The organism is Mesorhizobium sp. WSM4844 (genome assembly GCF_055811775.1).
Window position 1 is genome coordinate 110,443 of record NZ_JBVVQB010000005.1, and the last position, 22,396, is coordinate 132,838.

Annotated in this window: 28 protein-coding genes; 12 read left to right on the forward strand and 16 right to left on the reverse strand. The window is 62.5% G+C overall.

The features are described from left to right. Positions 1 to 37 precede the first annotated feature (37 nt). The 6 genes from AC0L2A_RS06710 to AC0L2A_RS06735 form a co-directional block, all read right to left on the reverse strand. Positions 38 to 832 (reverse strand): SDR family oxidoreductase, encoded by a 795-nt coding sequence (locus tag AC0L2A_RS06710; RefSeq protein WP_473608037.1) that lies wholly within the window; start codon positions 830 to 832, stop codon positions 38 to 40. Between the two features lie 23 nt (positions 833 to 855). Beyond that, positions 856 to 1,857, reverse strand: a complete 1,002-nt coding sequence (iolG, locus tag AC0L2A_RS06715) for an inositol 2-dehydrogenase (protein ID WP_473520951.1) — start codon at positions 1,855 to 1,857, stop codon at positions 856 to 858. Between the two features lie 125 nt (positions 1,858 to 1,982). Continuing rightward, complete coding sequence (locus AC0L2A_RS06720) at positions 1,983 to 2,750, reverse strand: ATP-binding cassette domain-containing protein (RefSeq protein WP_473608039.1); 768 nt, start codon at positions 2,748 to 2,750, stop codon at positions 1,983 to 1,985. Positions 2,751 to 2,752: 2 nt separating this feature from the next. Beyond that, complete coding sequence (locus AC0L2A_RS06725) at positions 2,753 to 3,829, reverse strand: ABC transporter permease (protein WP_128168852.1); 1,077 nt, start codon at positions 3,827 to 3,829, stop codon at positions 2,753 to 2,755. A 154-nt stretch (positions 3,830 to 3,983) separates the two neighbouring features. Beyond that, the gene (locus tag AC0L2A_RS06730) at positions 3,984 to 4,925 is read right to left on the reverse strand and encodes a sugar ABC transporter substrate-binding protein (RefSeq protein ID WP_077374705.1); all 942 of its coding nucleotides are present in this window, start codon (positions 4,923 to 4,925) and stop codon (positions 3,984 to 3,986) included. 370 nt (positions 4,926 to 5,295) lie between these two features. Further along, positions 5,296 to 6,327: a LacI family DNA-binding transcriptional regulator gene (locus AC0L2A_RS06735; protein WP_023796930.1), complete on the reverse strand. Its 1,032-nt coding sequence runs from the start codon at positions 6,325 to 6,327 to the stop codon at positions 5,296 to 5,298. A 164-nt stretch (positions 6,328 to 6,491) separates the two neighbouring features. Between AC0L2A_RS06735 and AC0L2A_RS06740 the strand changes: the two genes are divergently transcribed. The 3 genes from AC0L2A_RS06740 to AC0L2A_RS06750 are packed head-to-tail and all read left to right on the forward strand — an operon-like array spanning position 6,492 to position 9,206. Then, positions 6,492 to 7,601 (forward strand): fatty acid desaturase family protein, encoded by a 1,110-nt coding sequence (locus AC0L2A_RS06740; protein ID WP_473608040.1) that lies wholly within the window; start codon positions 6,492 to 6,494, stop codon positions 7,599 to 7,601. Positions 7,602 to 7,656: 55 nt separating this feature from the next. After that, positions 7,657 to 7,971, forward strand: a complete 315-nt coding sequence (locus AC0L2A_RS06745; protein WP_128244598.1) for a Rieske (2Fe-2S) protein — start codon at positions 7,657 to 7,659, stop codon at positions 7,969 to 7,971. Between the two features lie 5 nt (positions 7,972 to 7,976). Next, the gene (locus tag AC0L2A_RS06750) at positions 7,977 to 9,206 is read left to right on the forward strand and encodes an NAD(P)/FAD-dependent oxidoreductase (protein ID WP_473608041.1); all 1,230 of its coding nucleotides are present in this window, start codon (positions 7,977 to 7,979) and stop codon (positions 9,204 to 9,206) included. A 52-nt stretch (positions 9,207 to 9,258) separates the two neighbouring features. On the opposite strand, the gene AC0L2A_RS06755 is transcribed toward AC0L2A_RS06750, so the two are convergent. From AC0L2A_RS06755 to hslV, 7 genes are all read right to left on the reverse strand, one after another. Continuing rightward, complete coding sequence (locus AC0L2A_RS06755; protein WP_473608043.1) at positions 9,259 to 9,558, reverse strand: type II toxin-antitoxin system RelE/ParE family toxin; 300 nt, start codon at positions 9,556 to 9,558, stop codon at positions 9,259 to 9,261. After that, positions 9,559 to 9,816: a type II toxin-antitoxin system ParD family antitoxin gene (locus tag AC0L2A_RS06760; protein ID WP_473608044.1), complete on the reverse strand. Its 258-nt coding sequence runs from the start codon at positions 9,814 to 9,816 to the stop codon at positions 9,559 to 9,561. A gap of 175 nt (positions 9,817 to 9,991) precedes the next feature. Further along, positions 9,992 to 10,954: a DUF1402 family protein gene (locus AC0L2A_RS06765; RefSeq protein ID WP_473608045.1), complete on the reverse strand. Its 963-nt coding sequence runs from the start codon at positions 10,952 to 10,954 to the stop codon at positions 9,992 to 9,994. 244 nt (positions 10,955 to 11,198) lie between these two features. Then, entirely contained in the window at positions 11,199 to 12,512 is a 1,314-nt protein-coding gene (gene hslU / locus AC0L2A_RS06770; protein WP_236377985.1) for an ATP-dependent protease ATPase subunit HslU, read from the reverse strand. A 4-nt stretch (positions 12,513 to 12,516) separates the two neighbouring features. Further along, entirely contained in the window at positions 12,517 to 13,116 is a 600-nt protein-coding gene (locus AC0L2A_RS06775; RefSeq protein ID WP_023796925.1) for a DUF2585 domain-containing protein, read from the reverse strand. 40 nt (positions 13,117 to 13,156) lie between these two features. After that, positions 13,157 to 13,702: a GNAT family N-acetyltransferase gene (locus AC0L2A_RS06780; RefSeq protein ID WP_473608137.1), complete on the reverse strand. Its 546-nt coding sequence runs from the start codon at positions 13,700 to 13,702 to the stop codon at positions 13,157 to 13,159. Positions 13,703 to 13,775: 73 nt separating this feature from the next. Next, a complete protein-coding gene (gene hslV / locus AC0L2A_RS06785; protein ID WP_023796923.1) occupies positions 13,776 to 14,327 on the reverse strand; it encodes an ATP-dependent protease subunit HslV in 552 nt (183 codons plus the stop codon). Positions 14,328 to 14,566: 239 nt separating this feature from the next. Here hslV and hisB point away from each other — a divergent pair, with 239 nt between their 5' ends. The 9 genes from hisB to coaA all read left to right on the forward strand — a co-directional run bounded on the left by hisB (position 14,567) and on the right by coaA (position 20,371). Further along, positions 14,567 to 15,166, forward strand: a complete 600-nt coding sequence (hisB, locus tag AC0L2A_RS06790; protein ID WP_091592962.1) for an imidazoleglycerol-phosphate dehydratase HisB — start codon at positions 14,567 to 14,569, stop codon at positions 15,164 to 15,166. 3 nt (positions 15,167 to 15,169) lie between these two features. Beyond that, complete coding sequence (locus AC0L2A_RS06795) at positions 15,170 to 15,646, forward strand: DUF2628 domain-containing protein (protein WP_473608047.1); 477 nt, start codon at positions 15,170 to 15,172, stop codon at positions 15,644 to 15,646. Position 15,647: 1 nt separating this feature from the next. Next, complete coding sequence (hisH, locus tag AC0L2A_RS06800; protein ID WP_473492737.1) at positions 15,648 to 16,298, forward strand: imidazole glycerol phosphate synthase subunit HisH; 651 nt, start codon at positions 15,648 to 15,650, stop codon at positions 16,296 to 16,298. A 3-nt stretch (positions 16,299 to 16,301) separates the two neighbouring features. Next, positions 16,302 to 16,592: a DUF1330 domain-containing protein gene (locus tag AC0L2A_RS06805; protein WP_023796919.1), complete on the forward strand. Its 291-nt coding sequence runs from the start codon at positions 16,302 to 16,304 to the stop codon at positions 16,590 to 16,592. 3 nt (positions 16,593 to 16,595) lie between these two features. Further along, a complete protein-coding gene (gene hisA, locus AC0L2A_RS06810; protein ID WP_473507870.1) occupies positions 16,596 to 17,345 on the forward strand; it encodes a 1-(5-phosphoribosyl)-5-[(5-phosphoribosylamino)methylideneamino]imidazole-4-carboxamide isomerase in 750 nt (249 codons plus the stop codon). After that, positions 17,342 to 18,178 carry an arginase family protein gene (locus tag AC0L2A_RS06815; protein ID WP_473492736.1) on the forward strand — a complete coding sequence of 279 codons (837 nt, stop codon included), beginning with the start codon at positions 17,342 to 17,344 and terminating at the stop codon, positions 18,176 to 18,178. The genes hisA and AC0L2A_RS06815 overlap by 4 nt, the downstream gene beginning before the upstream one ends. Next, complete coding sequence (hisF, locus tag AC0L2A_RS06820) at positions 18,178 to 18,969, forward strand: imidazole glycerol phosphate synthase subunit HisF (RefSeq protein ID WP_473608048.1); 792 nt, start codon at positions 18,178 to 18,180, stop codon at positions 18,967 to 18,969. The genes AC0L2A_RS06815 and hisF overlap by 1 nt, the downstream gene beginning before the upstream one ends. Positions 18,970 to 19,060: 91 nt before the next feature. After that, entirely contained in the window at positions 19,061 to 19,387 is a 327-nt protein-coding gene (locus tag AC0L2A_RS06825) for a phosphoribosyl-ATP diphosphatase (RefSeq protein WP_023796915.1), read from the forward strand. A gap of 24 nt (positions 19,388 to 19,411) precedes the next feature. Further along, on the forward strand, positions 19,412 to 20,371 hold the full coding sequence (gene coaA / locus AC0L2A_RS06830) for a type I pantothenate kinase (protein WP_473514545.1): 960 nt from the start codon (positions 19,412 to 19,414) through the stop codon (positions 20,369 to 20,371). A 135-nt stretch (positions 20,372 to 20,506) separates the two neighbouring features. On the opposite strand, the gene AC0L2A_RS06835 is transcribed toward coaA, so the two are convergent. The 3 genes from AC0L2A_RS06835 to arfB form a co-directional block, all read right to left on the reverse strand. Beyond that, positions 20,507 to 21,124 (reverse strand): alpha-ketoglutarate-dependent dioxygenase AlkB, encoded by a 618-nt coding sequence (locus AC0L2A_RS06835; protein WP_473608049.1) that lies wholly within the window; start codon positions 21,122 to 21,124, stop codon positions 20,507 to 20,509. Between the two features lie 112 nt (positions 21,125 to 21,236). Then, positions 21,237 to 21,716 (reverse strand): peptidoglycan-binding protein LysM, encoded by a 480-nt coding sequence (gene lysM / locus AC0L2A_RS06840; RefSeq protein ID WP_473608050.1) that lies wholly within the window; start codon positions 21,714 to 21,716, stop codon positions 21,237 to 21,239. Between the two features lie 179 nt (positions 21,717 to 21,895). After that, positions 21,896 to 22,333 carry an alternative ribosome rescue aminoacyl-tRNA hydrolase ArfB gene (gene arfB / locus AC0L2A_RS06845; protein WP_473608052.1) on the reverse strand — a complete coding sequence of 146 codons (438 nt, stop codon included), beginning with the start codon at positions 22,331 to 22,333 and terminating at the stop codon, positions 21,896 to 21,898. Positions 22,334 to 22,396: the final 63 nt, after the last annotated feature.

Sequence of the window (22,396 nt, forward strand, 5' to 3'; positions counted from 1 at the left end):
CAGACCCCGGGTGCCTTGGTGAGTTTGGTCGAACCAATCATTCCGGCGAAGACCCTGCAATGGTTTGGTCGTAGTCGACCAGCGAGCCGGTCATGACGCCGGACTGCGGGCTGATCATATAGCTGATCAGCCGGGCAAGCTGCGCCGGCTTCACCAACTGGCCCATCGGCTGCGCTGCCTCGGCCTTTTCCAGCCAGTCGTCCGGCGCGTCGTGCCATTTCTTCTGCACGATCGCCTCGCCCTCGGTATCCATCCAGCCGGGCAGCACGGCGTTGCAGCGGATGCGATTGCTGCGATAGGCATTGGCGACATTCTTGGTCAGCGTCGCCAGTGCGCCCTTGCTCGACGAATAGGGCGCCAGGAACGACTGGCCGCAATGCGCCGACATCGACAGCACGTTGACGATCGAGCCAGGCGCCTTGCTGTCGAGCAGATGCGCCACCACGCCCTGCATCAGGAAGAAGGGGCCGCGCACATTGGTCTGAAAAATCTGGTCAAAAAGATCCTCGGAGGTCTCGACCAGTGAGCCGCGGGCCGAGGTGGCGGCGGCGTTGACCAGCGCATTGACGGTGCCGAAATGAGCGATCGCCGTTTCGACGACCCGCTTGCAATCGGCCACCACCGAGACGTCGGCGCTGATGAAGATGGCCTCGACGCCGTCTTTCGCAAGTGCGGCGACCGCCTTGTCGCCCTTCTCCCTGGATCGGCCGACCAGCGCCAGGGCGCGGCAGCCCTCGTCGGCCAGCACCTCGGCGACGGCGAAGCCGATGCCTTGCGCGCCGCCGGTGACGATGGCGCGTGTTTGTGAATTGCGACCGGCGGAACCGTTCATCGCCTTGCTCCTGTGGTTGATGGTCAGACTGTCTTGTCGAGGCGGACGGTCTTGCCTTCCCTCGCCGATTTCAGCGCCGCGTCCGCCAGCCGCAGCGCGACCAGCCCGTCCGCACCGCTTGGCGCCGCCTTGTTGCCTGACGTCGCCGCCGCGATGAAGGCGGCGATCTCGTTGGCATAGGCGTCGAGGTAGCGGGTCATGAAGAAGTCGTGCAGCGGCGGGCGCGTATAGCCCTTTTCATTGGCCAGTTCGATCGACACCGGCCGCTGGTTCTCGGCCGCCACCATGCCTTTCGAGCCATGCACCTCGATGCGCTGGTCGTAGCCATAAGTGGCGCGTCGCGAATTGGAGATGATGCACTGCTTGCCGGAGGCGGTTTCGAGGATGACGCTGACGCTGTCGAAGTCGCCGGCCTCGCCGATCTTCTTGTCGACCAGCACCGAGGCATGGGCGCTGACCGCCACCGGCTCCTCGCCGAGCAGGAAGCGCGCCATATCGAAATCATGAATGGTCATGTCGCGGAAGATGCCGCCCGAGCGGCCGATATAGTCGAGCGGCGGCGGGCCGGGATCGCGCGAGGTGATGGTCACCATCTCGACCGTGCCGATGGCGCCGTCGTCGATCGCCTTGCGCACGGCGGCGAAATGCGGGTCGAAGCGGCGGTTGAAGCCGACCATCAAAGTGGCGCCGGCCTTGTCGACCACGGCCAGGCATTCTTCCACTCGGCCGGCGTCAAGGTCGATCGGCTTCTCGCAGAAGATCGCCTTGCCGGCCTTGGCGAACCGCTCGATCAGGTCGGCATGGGTGTCGGTCGGCGTGCAGATGATGACCGCATCGATATCCCCGGCTTTTTCGATGGCCTCGATGCTGCGCACTTCCGCGCCATAGGCCGACGCCAGATCGGTCGCCGCCTTCTCGAATGCATCGGCAACTGCGACCAGCCTGGCCTGTGGATTGGAACCCACGGCGCGGGCGTGGACCTTGCCGATGCGGCCGGCGCCGAGAAGAGCGAAGCGGAGAGACATGGAAATTTCCTTTGGGATGGTTCGAAATGGAAGTGCGTCTTTACTGCACCGTTCAGGGCAAGGCGCAGTAGATTTTCTTATTGCAGCTGATCGGCGAGGGGCCGATGACCCGCCGCGCATCCGCCTTAAGCCGCAAGTTCCGCCTCCCCGGTCTTGGAGCCGGTAATGTAGGAGACGATGTCGTTGCCGTCGGTGTCCTGCTTGCGCAGATTGGCGACGATGCGGCCGCGCCGGAAGACAACGATGCGGTCGCAAAGGTCGAACACCTGTCGCATGTTGTGGCTGATCAGGATCAGCGGCTCGCCATTGGCCTTCAGCGTGCGGATGATGTTTTCGACCTGCATCGTCTCCTGCACACCAAGCGCTGCCGTCGGCTCATCCATGATGATGAGCTTGGACGCGAAAGTCGCGGTTCTGGCGATTGCCACGCACTGGCGCTGGCCGCCCGACATGTGGCGGATGGTGTTGGACAGATTGGGAATCTTCACCGCCGTGCGGATCAACGCTGCCTCGGTCGCCTTGCGCATGAACTTGCGATCGAGGATCGAGAAAGGCCCGAGATTGAACAGCACCTTTTCGCGGCCGAGAAACAGGTTCGACGGCACGTCGAGATCGTCGGCAAGCGCCAGGTTCTGGAACACGGTCTCGATTCCCGCCTCGCGCGCCGCGATCGGTCCGGCGAAGTTGACTTCCTTGCCGTCGAACCAGATCTTGCCGCTGGTGCGCTGCTCGACGGCGGTGATCTGGCGCACGAAGGTCGATTTGCCGGCGCCGTTGTCACCCATGATGGCGACATGCTCGCCCTTGCGCAGTTCGAAATTCGCGCCTTCGAGCGCATGCACGCCGCCATAGTATTTGGTCAGGTTTTCGGTCTTCAGGACGATGTCTGACATGGTCAAGCCCTCATTGCCCGCAGGCGCTGGCGCCACTGATCGAGAACGACTGCGCCGATGATGATCACGCCCTTGACCATCTCCTGGTAATAGGCGTCGAGGCGCAGGAAGGTGAAGCCGGAGATGATGACACCGAAGATCAGCGCCCCGATCACCGTGCCGATGATCGAGCCGCGGCCGCCCGACAGCGAGACGCCGCCGATGACCGCCATGGCGATCGCGTCCAGTTCGTACATCACGCCCATGCCGGCCTGAGCAGTGAGGTTCTTGGAGCTCAGCACCACGGCGGCCAGCGCGGCGAGGATACCGGCAATGACGAAGACGAGGATCTTGTGGTTCTTGACATTTATGCCGGACATGCGCGCGGCGTCCTCGTTGGAGCCGATGGCATAACAGTGCTTGCCGTATCTGGTGTATGACAGGATCAGCTGGAACAAAATCGCCAGCGATATGAAGATGATGACCGGCATCAGCCCCTTGCCGATGGCGGCGAAACTCTCGGTGGGAAACGAGATCGGCTGCCCCTTGGACCACCATTTGGCGACGCCGCGCGCGGTGACCATCATGCCGAGCGTGGCGATGAACGGCGGAATGCGGGTGTAGGCGACCAGCGTGCCGTTGATCAGGCCCGCCAGCAGGCCGCAGCCGATCGCGACAAGCACCGGCACGATCACCGGCAGGTCGGTCCAGCCCTGCTCGATGAACATCGCCTTGGGGTTCGGGTTGCCGTTGACCGTCGCCACCTGGGCGAAGCTCATGGCGATCATCGCCGTGGCGCCGACGATCGAACCAGAGGAGAGGTCGATGCCGCCGGAAATGATCACCTGCGTCACGCCGATGGCGATGATGCCGACGATCGACACCTGCAGGATGATGATCTGCAGGCGCGCCTCGTTGAAGATCGTATCGACGTTGGCGCGGGTGTTGAACAGGAAGCTGTCGCCAAGAAAGACGCGGCCTATCAGCTCGAAGGCGCCGACCAGGATGATGAGCGCCAGGAAAACGTTGAATTCGGCAGGCCATGTCCGCTTTTTCGCATCATAGCTCAGTCCGCCGACGCCATGGGTTGTCTGTGTCAACTCTTGCTTCCTCCATCAGCCGTTAGTCGCCCTCCCGCGGCCTGTTTCGGCGACGAGGGGAAAGAGGAGCGGCGTTTTTTGTTTTTCCAACATCGGATTCTCAAAACGGTCCGATGCTCTGCCGCCGCTCCCTATCGAAAAACGGTCCTCTGCCTCAGTTCTTCTGCAGGAACTTGTCGATGTTTGCCGGCGTGACCAGCTGGAAGGGGATATAGACCTTCTGCTCGACCGCCTCGCCCTTGGAAAGCTTGAGCGCCGCGTCCAGCGCCCCGGCGCCTTGGCCGGCCGCGTCCTGGAACACGGTGACGTCGAGATCGCCCGCCTGCATCGCGGCAAGCGCGTCCTGGGTGGCGTCCACGCCGCCGACGACAACCGACTTCATGTCGATGTTGGCAGCTTTCATGGCCTGGATGGCGCCGATGGCGCTCTCGTCATTGTTGGCGATCACGCCATCGAACGGCGCGCCGGTCGACAGCCAGTTGGTCATCAGGTTCTGTGCTTCCTCGCGTTTCCAGTTCGACGTCTGCTTGTCGATGATCTTGATGAAGCTGCATTCGGGAGTGGCGATCACATCGTCAATGTCCTTGGTGCGCTGCACCGCGGCCTGGTTCGACAGTTCGCCCATGATCACATAGACATTGGCCTCGGTCTTGCCGGCTTCCTTGAACAGCCGGCAGACTTCCTGGGTCTCGAGAGTGCCTGACTCAACCTCGTTCGAGGCAACGAAAGCCTGGTTGTCCGGCAGCGTGTCGACATTGACCGGCTCGCGGTTGACATAGACCAGCGGAACGTTGGCCGCAGCGGCGGCATCCGACATTGCCTGGGTGGCCGAGGTGTCGACTGGATTGACGACAATCGCGTCGACGCCCGAGGCGACGAAGTTCTTGATCTGGTCGAGTTGCTTGGCGACGTCGTTCTGCGCGTCCTCGACCTGCAGTTCGACGCCTTCCATGCCTTTGGCCTGCTCGATCATGCCGTTGCGCAGCACGGTGAGAAAATTGTCGTCGAACAGCGCCATCGACACACCGATTTTGGCAGCGAGGGCGGACGAGCTCATCAGCGCCAGGAATGCGGCGCCCAACAGCAGCTTTTTCATTCTATTTCTCCTCCACAGAATTGGTGTCCGGCTGCACCGATCTACCCGGAATCCCCGATCTCCCAGGGAATCTCTCCCGATTGCTTCTCCGTTTCCGGTGGCGATTTCCGCGTTGGCTGGGGAGGCCAAGCCCTCCGTTGAAACGCATGTCCGGAACGAAAGAACCAAAATACCTAGTGGGTGAAATATTTATTCCATTCTTCGGGCGGGCGTCAAGGAGAATCCGAAAGCGGCTGCCGGATTTTTCGGACAACGCGGCTGAGGGCCGGCAAACCTTCTGCAAGAATCCATCAGGCTGATGGTTCACATCACTGCCGACGCCCCGATCTAAACCGGATGTCTTGGCTGAGCCCAGATGTTCTACCCGAGCCTAGATGTTTTCCGGCAGATAGATGTCGAAGGGCAGGAAGGTCTGGCCCGGCGCATTGGCGGCGCCTGCCTCGATGGCATGCACCATCAGCCCGACAAGTTCGCGGCATAGTGCTGCCAGCGGCGTCGAAATCACCATGGTCAGGATGTTGTCGGCGAGCGCCGCGCGCGATTCGGCGTTGATCTCGTTGCAGACGACCACTGGCATGTTTGCCGGCCTGGCCGCCCGTAGCGCGGAAACCGCGCCTTCCATGCCGCCGCCAGCGACATAGCAGCCGGCCAGATCCGGGTACCGCGCCAGAAGATCGATCATTGCATCATGGGTCACCTGGTTGGCTTCCAGGTTGACCAGCGTCTCCATCACGGTGAATTCCGGCGCATGCTCGCGGAAAAACGATCTGAAGCCGATCTCGCGCAGCTCATGGCCATGGAAGCGATGGCTGCCGACGAAAAGGGCGACCTTGCCGGGCTTCCTCGCAGCTCTGGCGATCATCCAGGCCGCGGTACGACCGACCTTGCGGTTGTCGAGGCCGACATAGCCCTCGCGGATGCCGGCTGCAAAGTCGGATAGCAGGGAGAAGACGGGTTGCCCCCTCGCCTTCAGGGTCTCGACGGCCGCCGTCAGCGTTGGATGGTCCGGACCGACAAGGGCGACTGCCCTGGATTTCGCCGCCAGCTTGCGCATCTGCGCGGCGATCTCATCCGGGGCCAGCGAACTGGCGAAATCGATGGTTGCGACGCCGCGGAAGCGCTGCGACTGCGAAACAGCCAGTTCGATCTCCCGGGCGAAATCGCTGTAGAAAACATCATTGCCCCTCAGCAGCAGAAAGCCGAGCCGGTATTCCGGCAGTTCCTGGCGCATCCGCTGCTTGATCAGCCCGGCGGCGTGGTAGCCGATGCTGGTGGCGGCCTCATAGACGCGGCGCGCGGTTTCCTCGCGCACCGGCAGGCGATTGTTCAGCACCCGATCGACAGTGGCGACGCTGACCCCCGAAATACGCGCCAGATCGGTGATGGTCGGCCGTTTTGCCATACGCTTCCTGCCTGATTGCCTGGCATAGCTATACATCATTCTGATGGGAAATGATAGAAACTATCTTCATGATGTTGAGCCTATCACAGCTTGGCGTTATTATAGGGGATAAGCACCTGTGGCAGAGGCACCCGTTTCGACGGATGCCGACGGAGGCAGCCTCAATGGAAGCGACACTATCCGCAATGCCGTCCCGGCGAGACTACAGCCTGCTCGGCCGCGACGCGAAACGCGCCGTCGAGACCGGGCTGGCGGCGGCCGAATGGTATCATACCGACGTGCCCCGCAAGCAGATGAAGGAGCTGATGCAGCGCTCCGATGGGCCGGCGATCCGCGACACCATCATCTGGCTCTCCGCCCTGGTCCTGAGCGGCGCCGGCGGCGCCTGGTTCTGGGGCACATGGTGGTGCGTGCCGTTCTTCTTCGTCTATGGCGTGCTCTACGGCTCTTCCACCGATTCACGCTGGCACGAATGCGGCCACGGCACCGCCTTCAGGACGCAGTGGATGAATGATGCGGTCTATCAGATCGCCTGCTTCATGATCATGCGCAACCCGGTGACCTGGCGCTGGAGCCATACGCGGCATCACACTGACACGATCATCGTCGGCCGCGATCCGGAGATCGCGGTGATGCGCCCGCCGGACCTGTTGCGCGTCGTGCTCAATTTCTTCGGCATTGTCGATGCCTGGCATGCCATGAGCGACATGGTGCGCAGTGCGGCCGGCATCATCAGCCCGGCGGAAAAGACCTTCATTCCCGAGCAGGAGCAGCCAAAGGCGATCCGCATTGCCCGCATCTGGACCGCGATCTATGCGGCGACAATCGCGCTGGCACTTTATAGCGGCTCGTTCCTGCCCTTGATGCTGGTCGGTCTGCCCAGGCTTTACGGCGCCTGGCATCACGTCATGACCGGCCTGCTGCAGCATGGCGGCCTCGCCGAAAATGTCATCGACCACCGCCTCAACAGCCGCACGGTCCACATGAACCCGATCAGCCGCTTCATCTACTGGAACATGAACTACCATGTCGAGCACCACATGTTCCCGATGGTGCCCTATCACGCGCTGCCGAGGCTGCATGAGCTGATCAAGCACGACCTGCCGGCGCCGACGCCATCGATCCTGGCCGGCTATCGCGAGATGGTGCCTGCCTTCCTGCGCCAGCTGCGCAATGAAGACTATTTTCTCAAGCGCGAACTGCCGTCGACTGCCAAACCTTATCGCGAGGAATTCCATAACGACAACGACGCTGTCGCGGCAGCAGCCGAATGATATGCGCGCCTGTGCCGGGGCACATTGACCAAGCAAAATTATGCCGGGAGGACCAATGAGCGACTGGGTCGAGGCCTGTGGTGCCGATGACATCGACGAAGAGGACGTGATGCGGTTCGACCATGGCGGCCGCACCTTCGCCATCTATCGCAGTCCCGACGACGAATATTTCGCGACGGACGGCCTTTGCACGCATGAGAAGGTGCATCTGGCCGACGGGTTGGTGATGGACGACATCATCGAATGCCCGAAGCACAATGGCCGCTTCAACTACAAGACCGGTGCAGCCAGGGGCGCGCCGGTCTGCGTCAATCTCAGGACCTATCCGGTCAAACTCGACGCCGGCAAAATCCTCATTCAGATCGGGTGACGGTGATGGCGAAAGGAGTGCTCATCATCGGCGCCGGCGAATGCGGCGGGCGGGCTGCCCTGGCGCTGCGCGATCTCGGCTATGATGGCCCGGTGACGCTGGTCGGCGACGAGCCGCATCTGCCCTATGAGCGGCCGCCGCTGTCGAAGGACGCGATGGCCGGCGATGCGCCGGTGATCAAGGCGATCGCCAGCGACAAAATCCTGGCTGAGAGATCGATAAGGCACATCCATTCGGTTCAGGCGGTGGCGATCGACCGCGCTGCGCATGGCGTGCGCCTGTCGGACGGCTCGGCGCTGCCATACGACAAATTGCTGCTGGCGACCGGTTCCCTGCCGCGCAGACTGCCAATGCCGGGCCTCGGGCCGCGTTGTGTCTATCTTCGGACCTTCAACGACGCGCTGGCCATTCGCGCCCATCTCAGCCCCGGCAACCGCATCGCCATCGTTGGCGGCGGCTTTATCGGTCTTGAGCTCGCCGCCGCGGCACGCAGACTGGGCGCAGTTGTCACCGTCATCGAGGCGCAGCCGCGCATCCTGATGCGCGGCGTGCCGGCCGAGATCGCCAAGATCGTCCACGAGGCGCATGAAGCCGAAGGCGTCAAAATCCTGTGCGGCGACGCAATCGCCGCGATTGCCGATGACGGCGCCGAGGTGAGCATCGCGCTTGCCGACGGGCAGGACATCGTCGCCGACCTGGCGGTGATCGGCATCGGCGCTGTGCCGGTGACCGGACTTGCCGCAGAAGCGGGCCTGACGATCGACAACGGCATAGCCGTCGATGCCGAGCTTCGCAGCAGCGATCCGGATATCTTTGCCGCCGGCGATTGCTGCTCGTTTCCGCTTGCCGTCTATGGCGGCCGGCGCGTGCGGCTGGAGGCCTGGCGCAACGCGCAGGAGCAGGGCGCGCTTGCGGCCAGCAACATGCTTGGCGCCGGTGAGGCCCACTCGGCTGTGCCATGGTTCTGGTCGGATCAGTACGGCCTGACCTTGCAGATATCTGGGCTGTCGGACGAGGGCAGCAAGGTCGTGCGCCGCGACCTCGACGACGGCGCCTTCATCCTGTTTTACCTGGCGCAAGACGGCAGGCTGGTCGCGGCGAGCGGAATCGGTCCGGGCAATTCTGTCGCCCGCGACATCAGGCTGGCCGAGATGCTGATCGCAAAAAGGGCAAAGCCGGCGCCTGAGGCGCTCGGTTCGCAAACGATCAAGCTGAAGTCGCTGCTGGCGGCGTGATCTGAGGGCGCGGCTGTCGTGGTGATCCAGTGACGGCAGTGCTTTCAACCTGTCAGCTATCGCCTTCGTAAAAAATGGCCTCGATGTCGCGAGCGCCATGCAAAGTTCGCTCGATGCGTATGGCAGCGCCTTCGACAGTGTAGAAAATCACATAACGCTGGAAGGCGACGGCGCGCAGACCGGACCACAGGGCAGGGCGGGGAACGCCGCCGTGCGGTGCGTCGACAATCCGGCTACAACGCGCTCTGAGAGCCGTTACAAAGCGCATCGCGGCTGCGGGGTTTTCAGCGTGAATATAGTCGCCAATGTCCTCAATGTCCTGCGCGGCGGCAGGGGCGAATAGGACCGCCATTTATTTGCGGGTTCCGTCGCCGTACTTGGCTTCCAACCTGTCAAAAATCTCGTCGGCTGGAATGCCGGGGCCGCTCTCAACACCGGCCCGGATATCATCACGAAGTGCGGCAAGCTTGGCTTTCCGCTGCGCCTCGCGTTCCTCGAGCAGGCGTAAGCTATCGCGCAGAACTTCGCTGGCGCTGGCATAGCGGCCGCTCCCCACCAGTTCGCGCACCAGCGTCTCATAGCGAGCGCCAATATTGTAGCTTGAAGGCATAGGTCAGACCCTTTCGTTATCGGATTATATCAATTTTTGATAACCCCCCACGCGAAATCTGCTGGGTCGCCATGGATGCCATAGCCGGGCTCTCGGCGACGGATTTCAAGGCAATGAATCACAGCGGTGGGGCAGCGGAGCGAGTTCGGAAAGGCTCTCCTTGGCTCGTGGCGCATTAAAACAGCGCGTTGAGCTCCGGCAGTTTGTCGTTGACCAGCCAGCCATAGTAATTTTCCTCGGGCAGCTTCTCCGGTTCGCCCGCGGCGCGGCGCCTGTCGTTTTCGGCCTTCAGCGCATGTGCACGCTGCTCAGGATTGCCGACATTGTAGAGCGTCGATGTGATGCCGGGATTGCCCGATATGTCGAAGCCGGCAATGCTCTGATAGGCATCGATCGATTTCCGGATCGTCGCCGCGACATAGTCCAAGGTCAGGTCCGGATCCATGATGGTCTTGTAGACCGCGTTCGGATCGCCGACGTCGAGCTTCGGCAGGCCGGAAACCTGGTGCACGAGATCGCTCATCTGCAAGGCGGTCAGCGGATTGAGCTGGCCCAGGCCAAAGGTCTGGCCGGCATAATAGGGCTGGAAGAAAGTCGCGCCGAAGCGGTCGTCGGGGAAGCTCTCACCGCCGACAGTCTTGCCGCGAAAGGAAAGGTTCCACACCTGCTCGCGGCATTCCCAGAGCTCGTAACTATCCGATTTGCCGACGCATTCCTGGAATTGCGGCCGTTGCACGAAATCGGTGATGTCCTCGCCTTCATAGGCGAAAGACAGCTTGCTCGACAGATAGGAGATCGCCTTGACGTAGTAGGTCTGCAGCCGGTCGTAGGCGTCGACATTGTAGGTGTGCTCGCCGACGATGGCGCCGACGATATGCATAGGATCGATGCCATAGGTCGCTGCTGCCTGCTCGATCTTGCCGCGAAGACCGGCGTCGTGCTGCAGCAGCGCATAGACCTTGCGGTATTTCGACTGGAAGGTGGTGTTGGTGGCCTGGGTGCGCCGGCTTGAGGCGCCCGGTATGTTGGGCTGCTCGACATGACTGTTGCCCGGCGGCACCATCGTCGCCGCTTCGGCGGCGGCGAACATGGCTGTCGCCAGCGTCAGCCCGAGAGTGACGAGGATCGTTTTTTTCATGCGCCGCCGCCTGCAACAACGCATGACCCTCGGAACCGATTCTCGGGGGTCATGCGCAGAACCAACTGTACAGCGTCCTTTGCGCATCCAAAAGCTGCGCGGCGCTGGTGTTGCCGGCAAACTAGGTAAAGCTGCAACGGGAGTCGAGAGCCCCGTCGCCCGGCAAGACAAAAGCTGGCCAGATGCTTCCATTTGGCCACACGTGCCGGCTCCGCCGGTCCGACTCTTGCGGATGGATCGCCTGCTACAGGATGAATCGCGACAGATCCGTGTTTCTCGACAGATCGCCGACATGCTTCTCCACATAGGCGGCGTCGACTGTCACCGACGTGCCGTGGCGGTCCGGCGCGTCATATGAGATCTCGTCCAGCACCCGCTCCATCACCGTCTGCAGTCGCCTGGCGCCGATGTTCTCGACGCTGGCGTTGAGATCGACGGCGATGCCGGCCAGTGAATCGATGGCGTCGTCGGTGAAGACGAGATCGACGCCCTCGGTCTTCATCAGCGCGATGTACTGCTTGATCAGGCTGGCCTCGGTCTCGGTCAGGATGCGGACGAAATCGTCCTTCTCCAGCGCACGCAGCTCGACGCGGATCGGCAGACGGCCCTGCAGTTCGGGCAGCAGATCGGATGGCTTGGCAACGTGGAACGCGCCCGATGCGATGAACAGGATGTGATCCGTCTTCACCGGTCCGTATTTGGTCGCGACCGTGGTGCCTTCGACAAGCGGCAGCAGGTCGCGCTGCACGCCTTCGCGGGAAACACCGGCGCCCATGCCGCCTTCGCGCGAGGCGATCTTGTCGATCTCATCGAGGAAGACGATGCCGTCGTTTTCGGTCGATTCGAGCGCCCTGCGCACCACCTCGTCCTGGTCGAGCAGCTTGTCGGACTCGTCGCCGACCAGCACCGCGTAGGATTCCTTCACCGTCGTCTTGCGGGTCTTGGTCTTCTGACCGCCCATCGCTTTCGACAGCATGTCGTTGATGTTCAGCACGCCGATATTGGCGCCCGGCATGCCGGGGATCTCGAAGCCGGGCATGCCGCCGGTGCCGGTATCGCTCACTTCGATCTCGATCTCCTTGTCGTCGAGCTCGCCGTCGCGCAGCTTTTTGCGGAAACTGTCGCGCGTCGCCGGGCTCGCCGTCCTGCCGACAAGCGCTTCGAGCACGCGTTCCTCGGCATTGATATGGGCGCGCGCCTTGACGTCCTCGCGCATCTTCTCGCGCACCAGGCCGATGGCGATCTCGACCAGGTCGCGGATGATCTGCTCGACGTCGCGGCCGACATAGCCGACCTCGGTGAACTTGGTCGCCTCGACCTTGACGAACGGCGCACCGGCAAGGCGCGCCAGGCGGCGCGAGATCTCGGTCTTGCCGACGCCGGTTGGGCCGATCATCAGGATGTTCTTCGGCATCACCTCTTCACGCATCTGGCCTTCGAGCTGCTGGCGGCGCCAGCGGTTGCGCAAGGCGATGGCCACGGCGCGCTTGGCGTCCTTCTGGCCGATGATGAAGCGATCGAGTTCCGAAACGATTTCGCGGGGCGAGAATGTGGTCATGTCGCTAAATTCCACTTTGCCACTGCCGGATGGACTCGAACGGATGCAGCAGCATGATCACGTTGAGTGTCAGATTGTCCCTGATGATGTAGCCGACACCGAATTCGAAGATGAGAGCGAGGGTCACGATCACCCATATAGGAAGCCTGCGCGCCATCACAAATCCCAGCACCATCGCCAGCGTGTCCGCCACCGAATTGATGATGCTGTCGCCGTAATAGTCGAGCGAGATCGTGCCGGCGCGGTAGCGCTCGATGATCAACGGGCTGTTCTCGAGAAGTTCCCAGCCGCCCTCGATGACGACGGCAAAAGCCAGCCTGAGCCCGATCGGCGAGCGCGGGAACAGAGCCCACGCCAGCGCGTAGAACAGGAAGCCGTGGATGAGGTGCGAGAATGTGTACCAGTCGGAAATATGCTGGGAATTCTCCGAGCTCTGCACGATGCCGTGCCACAGCTTGACATAGCCGCATTCGCAGATCGGCGTTCGGCCCATGCCGTAAAGGGCTCCAGCCTGGAATATAATCAGGCCGAGGACGAGCAGAAGTCCCATCCGCCAGCTGTCTTCATAGGCCGAGACGGTCTTGTCGGCGCCGCTTGTACTCATGCTGTTACTGCCCCTCTTCGGCGCCTTATTCGGCGTCACCCTATTCGATATTGCCCTCTTGGGCGTCGCCCTCTTCCGCGTCGCCCTCTTCGGCGTCAATTGCCATCAGCACGGCATCGCCATATTCCGATTGCCTGCGATCGATAGCTCTGAACCCGGCCTTTTGATAGGCACGGATCGCTCGTCCGTTGGATGGATCCGGGTCGATGATGACACGCGGTGCCCCTTCCTCGAACAGCTGTTCCACGAACTGCCGGACAATTGCCGAGCCGTGGCCGCGTCCGACAAGCTCGGGCCTGCCGATCGACAGATCGATGCCGAGCGTTCCGAAAGGCTGGTCGCCGTAGGGGTGGCCGTCCTCCAGATGCGGATCGTAGCTCTGCATGTAGCCGATCGGCTCGCCGTCGAGCTCGATGATCAGCGGCTCGACGGAAATGCTGTCGATGTGCTCACGGATCTGGACGATCGCCGTCTCGGGATCGTCCCACCATTCGGCGACATGCGGCTCGGCCAGCCATGCCGCGATCATCGGCAGGTCCGCCTCGGTCACCGGTCGAAAATCATATCTATTTTCTCGTTTGGCCATGATCTCATGCGAACCGAAGATCAGCGAAGCAAAAACCGGTTTCCACTTTTCGGGATCATGTCCAGCTGCCGGCTCAGCCGGCATCGAGGATTTCGATGACAAAATTGTTGTTGGTGTAGACGCAGATGTCGGATGCGATCTGCATCGCCTTGCGGGCGATTTCTTCGGCATCCTTGTCGGTGTCCATCAGCGCGCGCGCCGCGGCCAGCGCATAATTGCCGCCCGAGCCGATCGCCATGACGCCATGTTCGGGTTCGAGCACGTCGCCGGTGCCGGTCAGCGCCAGCGAGACCGACTTGTCGGCAACCAGCATCATCGCTTCCAGCCGGCGCAGATAGCGGTCGGTGCGCCAGTCCTTGGCGAGTTCGACGCAGGCCCGCGTCAATTGCTCCGGATATTGTTCGAGCTTGGCCTCCAGCCGCTCCAGAAGCGTGAAGGCGTCAGCGGTGGCGCCGGCGAAACCGGCAATGACATTGCCGCTTTTGCCGATTCGGCGCACCTTCTTGGCGTTGCCTTTCATGATCGTCTGGCCAAGGCTGACCTGGCCATCACCGGCGATCACCACCTTGCCGCCCCTGCGCACGGTCAGGATCGTCGTGGCGTGCATGGTCAGTTCGTTCGACATCTCTGCTCCGATCAGCACCGGTCCCGACAAGGCGATTGGCGCATTACGAGTGACTTGATCGACCCTATGTATGCATAGGTCCGACGATTGCCAACCGGTCATCGGCCAGGCTCGATACTGCTTGGCACGGCAACTGGCAATCGCCGGATCATGCTGCTAGAAGGCTCTCGTTTTCAAGCATGTGGACGCTTTCAAGCATGTGGACGCTTGGAACGCCTGAACTCTGGACAAGGATGAGCATGCCGCCCCGTTCCGCCAACGCAAGCCGCAAGACCAGGGAAACCGACATCTCCGTATCGGTCCAGGTCGACGGCTCGGGAAAATCCGATATTTCGACGGGCGTCGGCTTCTTCGACCACATGCTGGACCAGCTGTCGCGCCATTCGCTGATCGACATGACGGTCAAGGCCAAGGGCGACCTCCACATAGACGACCACCACACGGTCGAGGACACTGGCATCGCGCTCGGTCAGGCGCTGGCCAAGGCACTGGGCGAGCGGCGCGGCATCATGCGCTATGCCTCGATCGATCTCGCCATGGACGAGACGCTGACGCGCGCGGCGATCGACGTTTCCGGCCGTCCTTTCCTTGTCTGGAACGTTGTGTTCTCGTCGCCGAAGATCGGCACGTTCGACACCGAACTGGTGCGCGAATTCTTCCAGGCCCTGGCGCAAAATGCCGGCATCACGCTGCATGTCACCAACCATTACGGCGCCAACAATCACCACATCGCCGAGACCTGCTTCAAGGCGGTGGCGCGTGCGCTGCGTTTCGCGCTTGAAAGCGACCCGCGCCAGCCTGACGCGGTTCCTTCCACCAAGGGATCTCTGAAGGGATAGGCCATGGCCGTCTATGTCGTGATGGAACCGCCGGGCCGCGGCGAAAAGCCTGACACAACGGCCTTTGTCCGTGATGGGTTTTCCTGGCTTGGCTTCCTCGTGCCGCCGCTGTGGCTGCTCTGGCACCGGTTGTGGATCGAGGCAGCACTGGCGTTTGTCGCCATGGCTCTGCTTTCGATGCTTGCCGAAGGGCTGAGCCTTGGGCTGGCCGGCCCGCTGCTGTCGCTGCTGGTATCGCTCTATGTCGGGCTGGAAGGGCAGGCCTTGCGGATCGCCGCACTGCGCCGTCGTGGCTGGCACGAATGGGGCGTCATCGAGGCCGACAGGCTCGACGATGCCGATACGCGCTATGTGCTGGAAGCCGAAGCGCGTGCGGATGAGCCAGCGCCGGTGCCGCGCATCGTTCCGGACGCTGCCCATGCCCGGCCGGCACACACAGGCTTGGTGCTCGGACTGACGCACACGCCGGGAAGACCCTGACATGCGGGTCGCGATCATCGATTATGGCTCGGGCAATTTGCGCTCGGCCACCAAGGCCTTCGAGCGCGCCGCGCACGAGGCCGGCATCGCCGCCGCCATCGACCTGACCGCCGATGCCGAGCGTGTCAGAACCGCCGACCGCATCGTCCTGCCCGGCGTCGGCGCCTATGCCGATTGCGCGGCCGGGCTGCGCGCCGTGGCCGGCATGTGGGAAGCGGTCGAGGAGGTCGCGATCGTCAAGCGGCGGCCGTTCCTCGGCATCTGCGTCGGCATGCAGCTGATGTCGGAGCGGGGCCTGGAAAAGACTGTCACAAAAGGCTTTGGCTGGATCGCCGGCGATGTCAAGGAGATCACCCCGGCCGATCCTGCGCTAAAAATCCCGCAGATCGGCTGGAACACGATCGAGCTCACGCGCAAGCATCCGCTGTTTTCCGGCATTCCGACAGGCAGCAAGGGGCTGCACGCCTATTTCGTTCATTCCTACCATCTCGACGCGCAGAAGCCGGACGAGGTGCTGGCGATTGCCGACTATGGTGGTCCGGTTACCGCTGCTGTTACCAGCGACAATCTCGCCGGCACGCAGTTTCATCCCGAAAAGAGCCAGGCGCTTGGCCTGGCGCTGATCACCAATTTCCTGCGCTGGAGGCCCTAAGAAATGAGCAAGAAAGGCTACTGGATGGCGATGGTCGATGTCCGCGATCCCGAGGGCTACAAGCAGTATATCGAGGCGAACGCGGCGGCTTTTGCGAAATATGGCGCGAAGTTTCCCGTGCGGGCGGGGCGTTATGCGAACCCGGAAGGGCCGACAGGCAACCGCCACGTCCTGGTCGAGTTCGAATCCTACGACAAGGCGATAGAATGCTACGAATCGCCTGAATACCGGGAGGCATTGAAGTACAGGCTTGCCGCCTCGACCGGTCACTTCGTCATTGTTGAAGGCGCCTGAACGGTGATCCTGTTCCCGGCCATCGACCTCAAGGACGGCAAGTGCGTGCGCCTGAAGCACGGCGATATGGCGACCGCGACGATTTACAATGACGACCCGGCCGCGCAGGCCAGGGCTTTCGAGCAACAAGGCTTTGAATGGCTGCATGTCGTCGACCTCAACGGCGCCTTCAAGGGCCAGAGCGTCAACGGCGCGGCGGTCGGCGCCATTCTCAAGGCAACGAAAAACCCGGTGCAGCTCGGCGGCGGCATCCGCACCCTGGCGCAGGTCGAGGACTGGCTCGATCGCGGCCTGGCCCGCATCATTCTCGGCACGGTGGCGGTGCGCGATCCGGATCTGGTCAGGCAGGCCTGCAAGGCATTCCCGGGCAAGATCGCCGTCGGCATCGACGCCAAGGGCGGCAAGGTGGCGGTCGAGGGCTGGGCTGAGGCCTCTAGTCTCGGCGTCATCGAACTGGCGAAGAAGTTCGAGGGCGCCGGCGTTGCCGCCATCGTCTACACCGACATCGACCGCGACGGTGTGCTGACCGGCATCAACTGGGACGCCACCATCGATCTTGCCGACGCCGTGTCCATCCCGGTCATCGCCTCCGGCGGGCTGGCCTCGATCGCCGACATCGTGCGCATGACGATGCCCGATGCGCAAAAGCTCGAAGGCGCCATCTCAGGGCGTGCGCTTTATGACGGACGTATCGACCCGGCCGAGGCATTGGCGATCCTGGCGGCCGGACCGGAGAAGGCGAGGGCGCGATGAAACTCTCGATCATCCTCGCACCCTATGACAGCGGCCTTTACCATGCCGGCTTTGGCCAGGGCCCCGACGCCATCATTGCCGGCGGCCTTGTCGACGAACTTGCCCTGCGCGGCCATGATGTCATCGTCGAGGACATCGGCGAGGTCGGCGATGCCCAGAGACGCGAAATCGCGACAGGTTTCGCGGTTTGTCGGGCAGTCGCCACCAAGGTCGACATGGCGCGCGACGATGAGCGTTTTCCCATCGTGCTCGCCGGAAATTGCCTGACCGCCGCCGGTGCGGTGGCTGGCGACGCCGCTGATTCGATCATCTGGATCGATCAGCATGGCGATCTCAATACGCCCGAGACGTCCGCCTACGGCTTTCTCGACGGCATGGCGCTGGCGACGACGCTGGGGCTCTGCTGGCGGCCGATGACGTCAGCGATTCCCGGCTTCCAGGCGATCGACCCGTCGCGGTGCATGCTGGTCGACGCGCGCGACCTCGATCCAGATGAAAGGCGGCTTCTCGAGACGTTGCCGATCATTCGCGCCCAGTGGACCGATGCACTCGACAATGTCGGAAAGCTCAAGGCGGCCGGCGCGGCCCAAGTGCATTTGCATCTTGATCTGGATGTTCACGATCCGGATGTGCTGCAAGTGAACCGCTATGCGCTGCCGGGAGGTCCAAATCCGGAGCAGCTGCGGCAACTGGTTTGCGGGCTGGCCAAGTCGATCCCAATCGTCGGCATCACCCTGTCCGCCTATGATCCTGCCTTTGACGCCAAAGGCGAGGTTCCGCCTGTCGTCGGGCAATTGCTTGGCGATTTTCTTGCCGCGCATGCGAGGATCTGATGCTGAAAGCCCGCGTCATCCCCTGTCTCGACGTCAAGAACGGCCGCGTCGTCAAAGGCGTCAATTTCGTCGACCTGATCGATGCCGGCGATCCGGTCGAAGCGGCCAAGGCCTATGATGCCGCCGGCGCCGACGAGCTCTGCTTCCTCGACATCACCGCCTCGTCCGAAAATCGCGAGACCATCTTCGACATCGTCGCCCGCACCGCCGAGCAATGCTTCATGCCGCTGACCGTCGGCGGCGGCGTGCGCCAGGTCGCCGACATAAGAAAGCTGCTTTTGGCCGGCGCCGACAAAGTGTCGATCAACACGGCGGCAGTGAGGAATCCCGATTTCATCGCCGAGGCGGCCGACAAGTTCGGCAACCAGTGCATCGTCGTCGCCATCGATGCCAAGATAGTGTCAGGCGAAGGCGAGGCCGACCGCTGGGAGATTTTCACCCATGGCGGCCGCGAGAAGACCGGCATCGACGCGGTCGAATTCGCTCGGCAGATGGTCGCTCGCGGCGCCGGCGAGATCCTGCTGACGTCGATGGACCGCGACGGCACCAAGGCCGGCTACGACATCGCGCTCACCCGCGCGGTCGCCGACGCGGTGCGTGCGCCGGTCATCGCCTCCGGCGGCGTCGGCACGCTCGATCATCTGGTCGAGGGCATTCGCGACGGCCATGCCGGCGCGGTGCTGGCGGCATCGATTTTCCATTTTGGCACGTACAGCATTGCCGAAGCCAAGTCGCACATGGCCCGAGCCGGCCTGCCGATGCGACTGGACTCGTCAGGGGATCGGCTCTAAAGCATGATCCCGAACCGAAGGTCCGCGCCAGCCAAAAAGGGGGAACCGGTTTCGGAAAAGATCATGCTTAAACAAGCAGATAGATGGCGCCATGGCTGAGTTTTCGCTCTCCGATCTGGAGACAATCATCAGGGAACGCGCGCATTCCGGCGATCCGGATTCGTGGACGGCAAAGCTGTTCGCGCGCGGCATCGACAAGGCGGCGCAGAAGCTCGGCGAAGAGGCGGTCGAAACGGTGATCGCGGCCGTTGGCGGTGACAGGCAAGCCCTCGTTTCGGAAAGCGCCGATCTCATCTATCATTGGCTCGTCGTTCTGGGTGTCGCCGGCGTTCCGCTTGCCGATGTCCTGACCGAACTCGAGCGCCGCACCGGTCGTTCGGGCATCGCCGAAAAGGCGTCTCGGCAGGACCGGGGCTGATCGCTGCGGAGGGCAGGAAATTCGATGGACCAGCTCGCCCCCACCGAGAAATATTCGCCCTTCCGTTTTTTCTCGGCGGAAGAATGGTCGCAGTTCCGCGCCGATACGCCGATGACGCTCGGCGAGGACGAGATTCGTCGCCTGCGTTCGCTCAACGATCCGGTCGACCTCGAAGAGGTCAAGCGCATCTATCTTTCGCTATCTCGGCTGTTGTCGGCCCATGTCGAGGCCAGCCAACTGCTGTTCAGGCAGCGCCAGGCCTTCTTCAACGCGGTGGATGTCGTCAAGACGCCCTTCATCATCGGCATTGCCGGCTCCGTCGCGGTCGGCAAATCAACCACGGCGCGCGTCCTCAAGGAATTGCTGGCGCGCTGGCCATCGAGCCCCAAGGTCGATCTGATCACCACCGACGGCTTCCTGCTTCCCAACGAAATCCTGCGCCGCAACAATTTGATGGAGCGCAAGGGCTTTCCCGACAGCTACGATGTCGGCGCCCTGCTGCGTTTCCTGTCGGGCATCAAATCGGGGCAGCGCAATGTCCGCGCGCCAGTCTATTCGCACCTGACCTACGACGTCGTTCCCGGCGCGTTCCAGACCATCGACCGGCCGGACATATTGATCTTCGAAGGCATCAACGTCCTGCAGCCGGGCAAGCTGCCAAAGGACGGCAAGATCGTGCCTTTCCTGTCGGATTTCTTCGACTTCGCCATCTATATCGATGCCGAAGAGGAGCTGATCCATCAATGGTACATCGCCCGCTTCATGCGGCTGCGCGAGACCGCCTTCCGCGATCCGGACTCTTTCTTCCACCGCTATTCGCAGCTTTCGCACGCAGCGGCCCGCGCCATCGCCGAAGGCCTGTGGGCCAACATCAACCTGAAGAATCTGCGCGAGAACATCCTGCCGACGCGAGCCCGCGCCGATCTCATCCTGCGCAAGGGCGCCAATCATCTGGTCGAGGAAGTGGCGCTCAGGAAGCTGTAACGAAGCGGTTGACGGCGCTTTAGGGTTTAGGCAGTGCCCGCTATCGTTCGATTGCAAATTCAGAGCATTTGTCGGGAGCAGCCGGTAATCAATATGCCTGCATTGCGCCGGCGCCGCCGCTTTTGCGCGACAGCATTAGCCAGGATAGGTCACCCGCCGCAGCGTCAGACTGATCCGCCCGCCGTTCCTGAGCAGTGCCGAGGTCGATGGATAGATGCGGTCGACGCCGTGGAAACACAGGCGGCCTTCGCCGCCAAGCACGACGACGTCGCCGCTTTTCAGCCTGAACGATTTGGTGCCGCCTTCGCGCGTGCTCTGGCCGACCCTGAACAGGCAATCGTCGCCCAGTGAAACGGAGACGACCGGCGCGGAGAAATCGATCTCGTCGCGGTCCTGATGAAAGCCCATCTTCGCGTCGGGCGAATAGAAATTGACCAGGCAGGCCTCCGGCGGATGGGGATAGGCAGACACCTCGCGCCACAGCTCCAGCAGCACGTCCGGGATCGGCGGCCAGGGCGTTCCGGTTACCGGGTGCGTCGGCTGGTAGCGATAGCCGTGCTGCTTGTCGGTGACCCAGCCGAGCGAACCGCAATTGGTCATGCGCACGCTCATCTCCTTGCCGGTGCGCGGCATCGCCGGCACGAACAGCGGCGCTTCCTGCACGACCTGCCTCACATCCTCGACCAGCGCTTCCTGCACGGCGCGGGACAGATAGAGGGGCATGTGGCGGACGCCTTTGGGCAGAACGAGCATGGTCGTTTGATCCGTTGGTCTGCAAACGACCAGAATGCCACCATCACACGAAAACGGCGACCCGAAAGCCGCCGCCATTGTCGATTGCTGTTGCCGATCTGGCCCGATCTGGTCAGGCCTGGTCGAGATCCGGGATGCGCAGGACCTGCCCTGGATAGATCTTGTCCGGGTCGGTCAGCATCGGCTTGTTGGCCTCGAAAATGACCGTGTTCTTCGCACCTTTGCCCTTGCCATAGCTCTTTTCGGCGATCTTCCAGAGATTGTCGCCTTTCTTGACCGTGTAGAAGGTCGGTTGCTTGGCCGGGGCTGCGGACGTGCCGGCCTCGGATGCGGCGACCTGCAATTCATCCGCCTGCACCTTGGACACGCCGAGCGTGTTGCCGACGGCGATGATGGCTTTTTCGAAGATCGACTGGTCCTTGACCACGCCTTTCAGCACAGCCGTGTCGCCCTTGACGTCGACTTCCACATTGTCGGTGCCGAGCGCGTGCGAATCGAGTTCCTTCTTCAGCGTATCGGCGGTCGGCTCCGGCTCATCGTCGCCGAAGCCGAGCTTCTTGCCGACGTCCTTGACGAAATCAAACATGCCCATCTGCGGTCTCCTTGCTGTGACGAACACCGAACTTGCCACCTGCAACCTCGAATTGGAAGCGGTCTCGACCGCGATCGACGTCGCGCCTGCCGCATCGGCCCAGAACTCGGAATCGATTTTTCGAAAAGCACCATGCGTGGCTGCCCGAGCGCGCACTTGTGCGTCCGGGTGGACGCGCGTCAATCGTCGTCCACCCGACCGCGCAGCCTCTTGATCGTGCCGCGCCCAGCCTTGGTCTTCAACCGCCTTTCGACCGCGCCTTTCGACGGCCTCGTCTTCTTGCGCGGCGGCGGCGGCGGTTCGGCGGCCTTGGCAACCAGTTCGGCAAGCCGCGCCCGGGCGTCCGCCCGGTTCTGCTCTTGCGTGCGGAACCGTCCGGCCTCGATGACGATGACGCCGTCCTTGGTGGCGCGCTGGCCGGCCAGCCTTATGGTTCGCTCGCGGACGCGCTCCGACAGGCCCGGCGCATTCGCCGCATCGAAGCGCAATTGCACCGCCGTCGCCACCTTGTTGACATTCTGGCCGCCGGGGCCGGACGAGCGGATGAAGTCCTCGTGCAGGTCATCCGGATGGATCACCGCATCGTCGGCAATGATGATCTTGTCGTCGGCGTTCATGCCGCAGTCATGGCGCGGCGAACGAAAAAAGAAAAGGCCCCCGGGTCGGGGCTTCCCGATCCC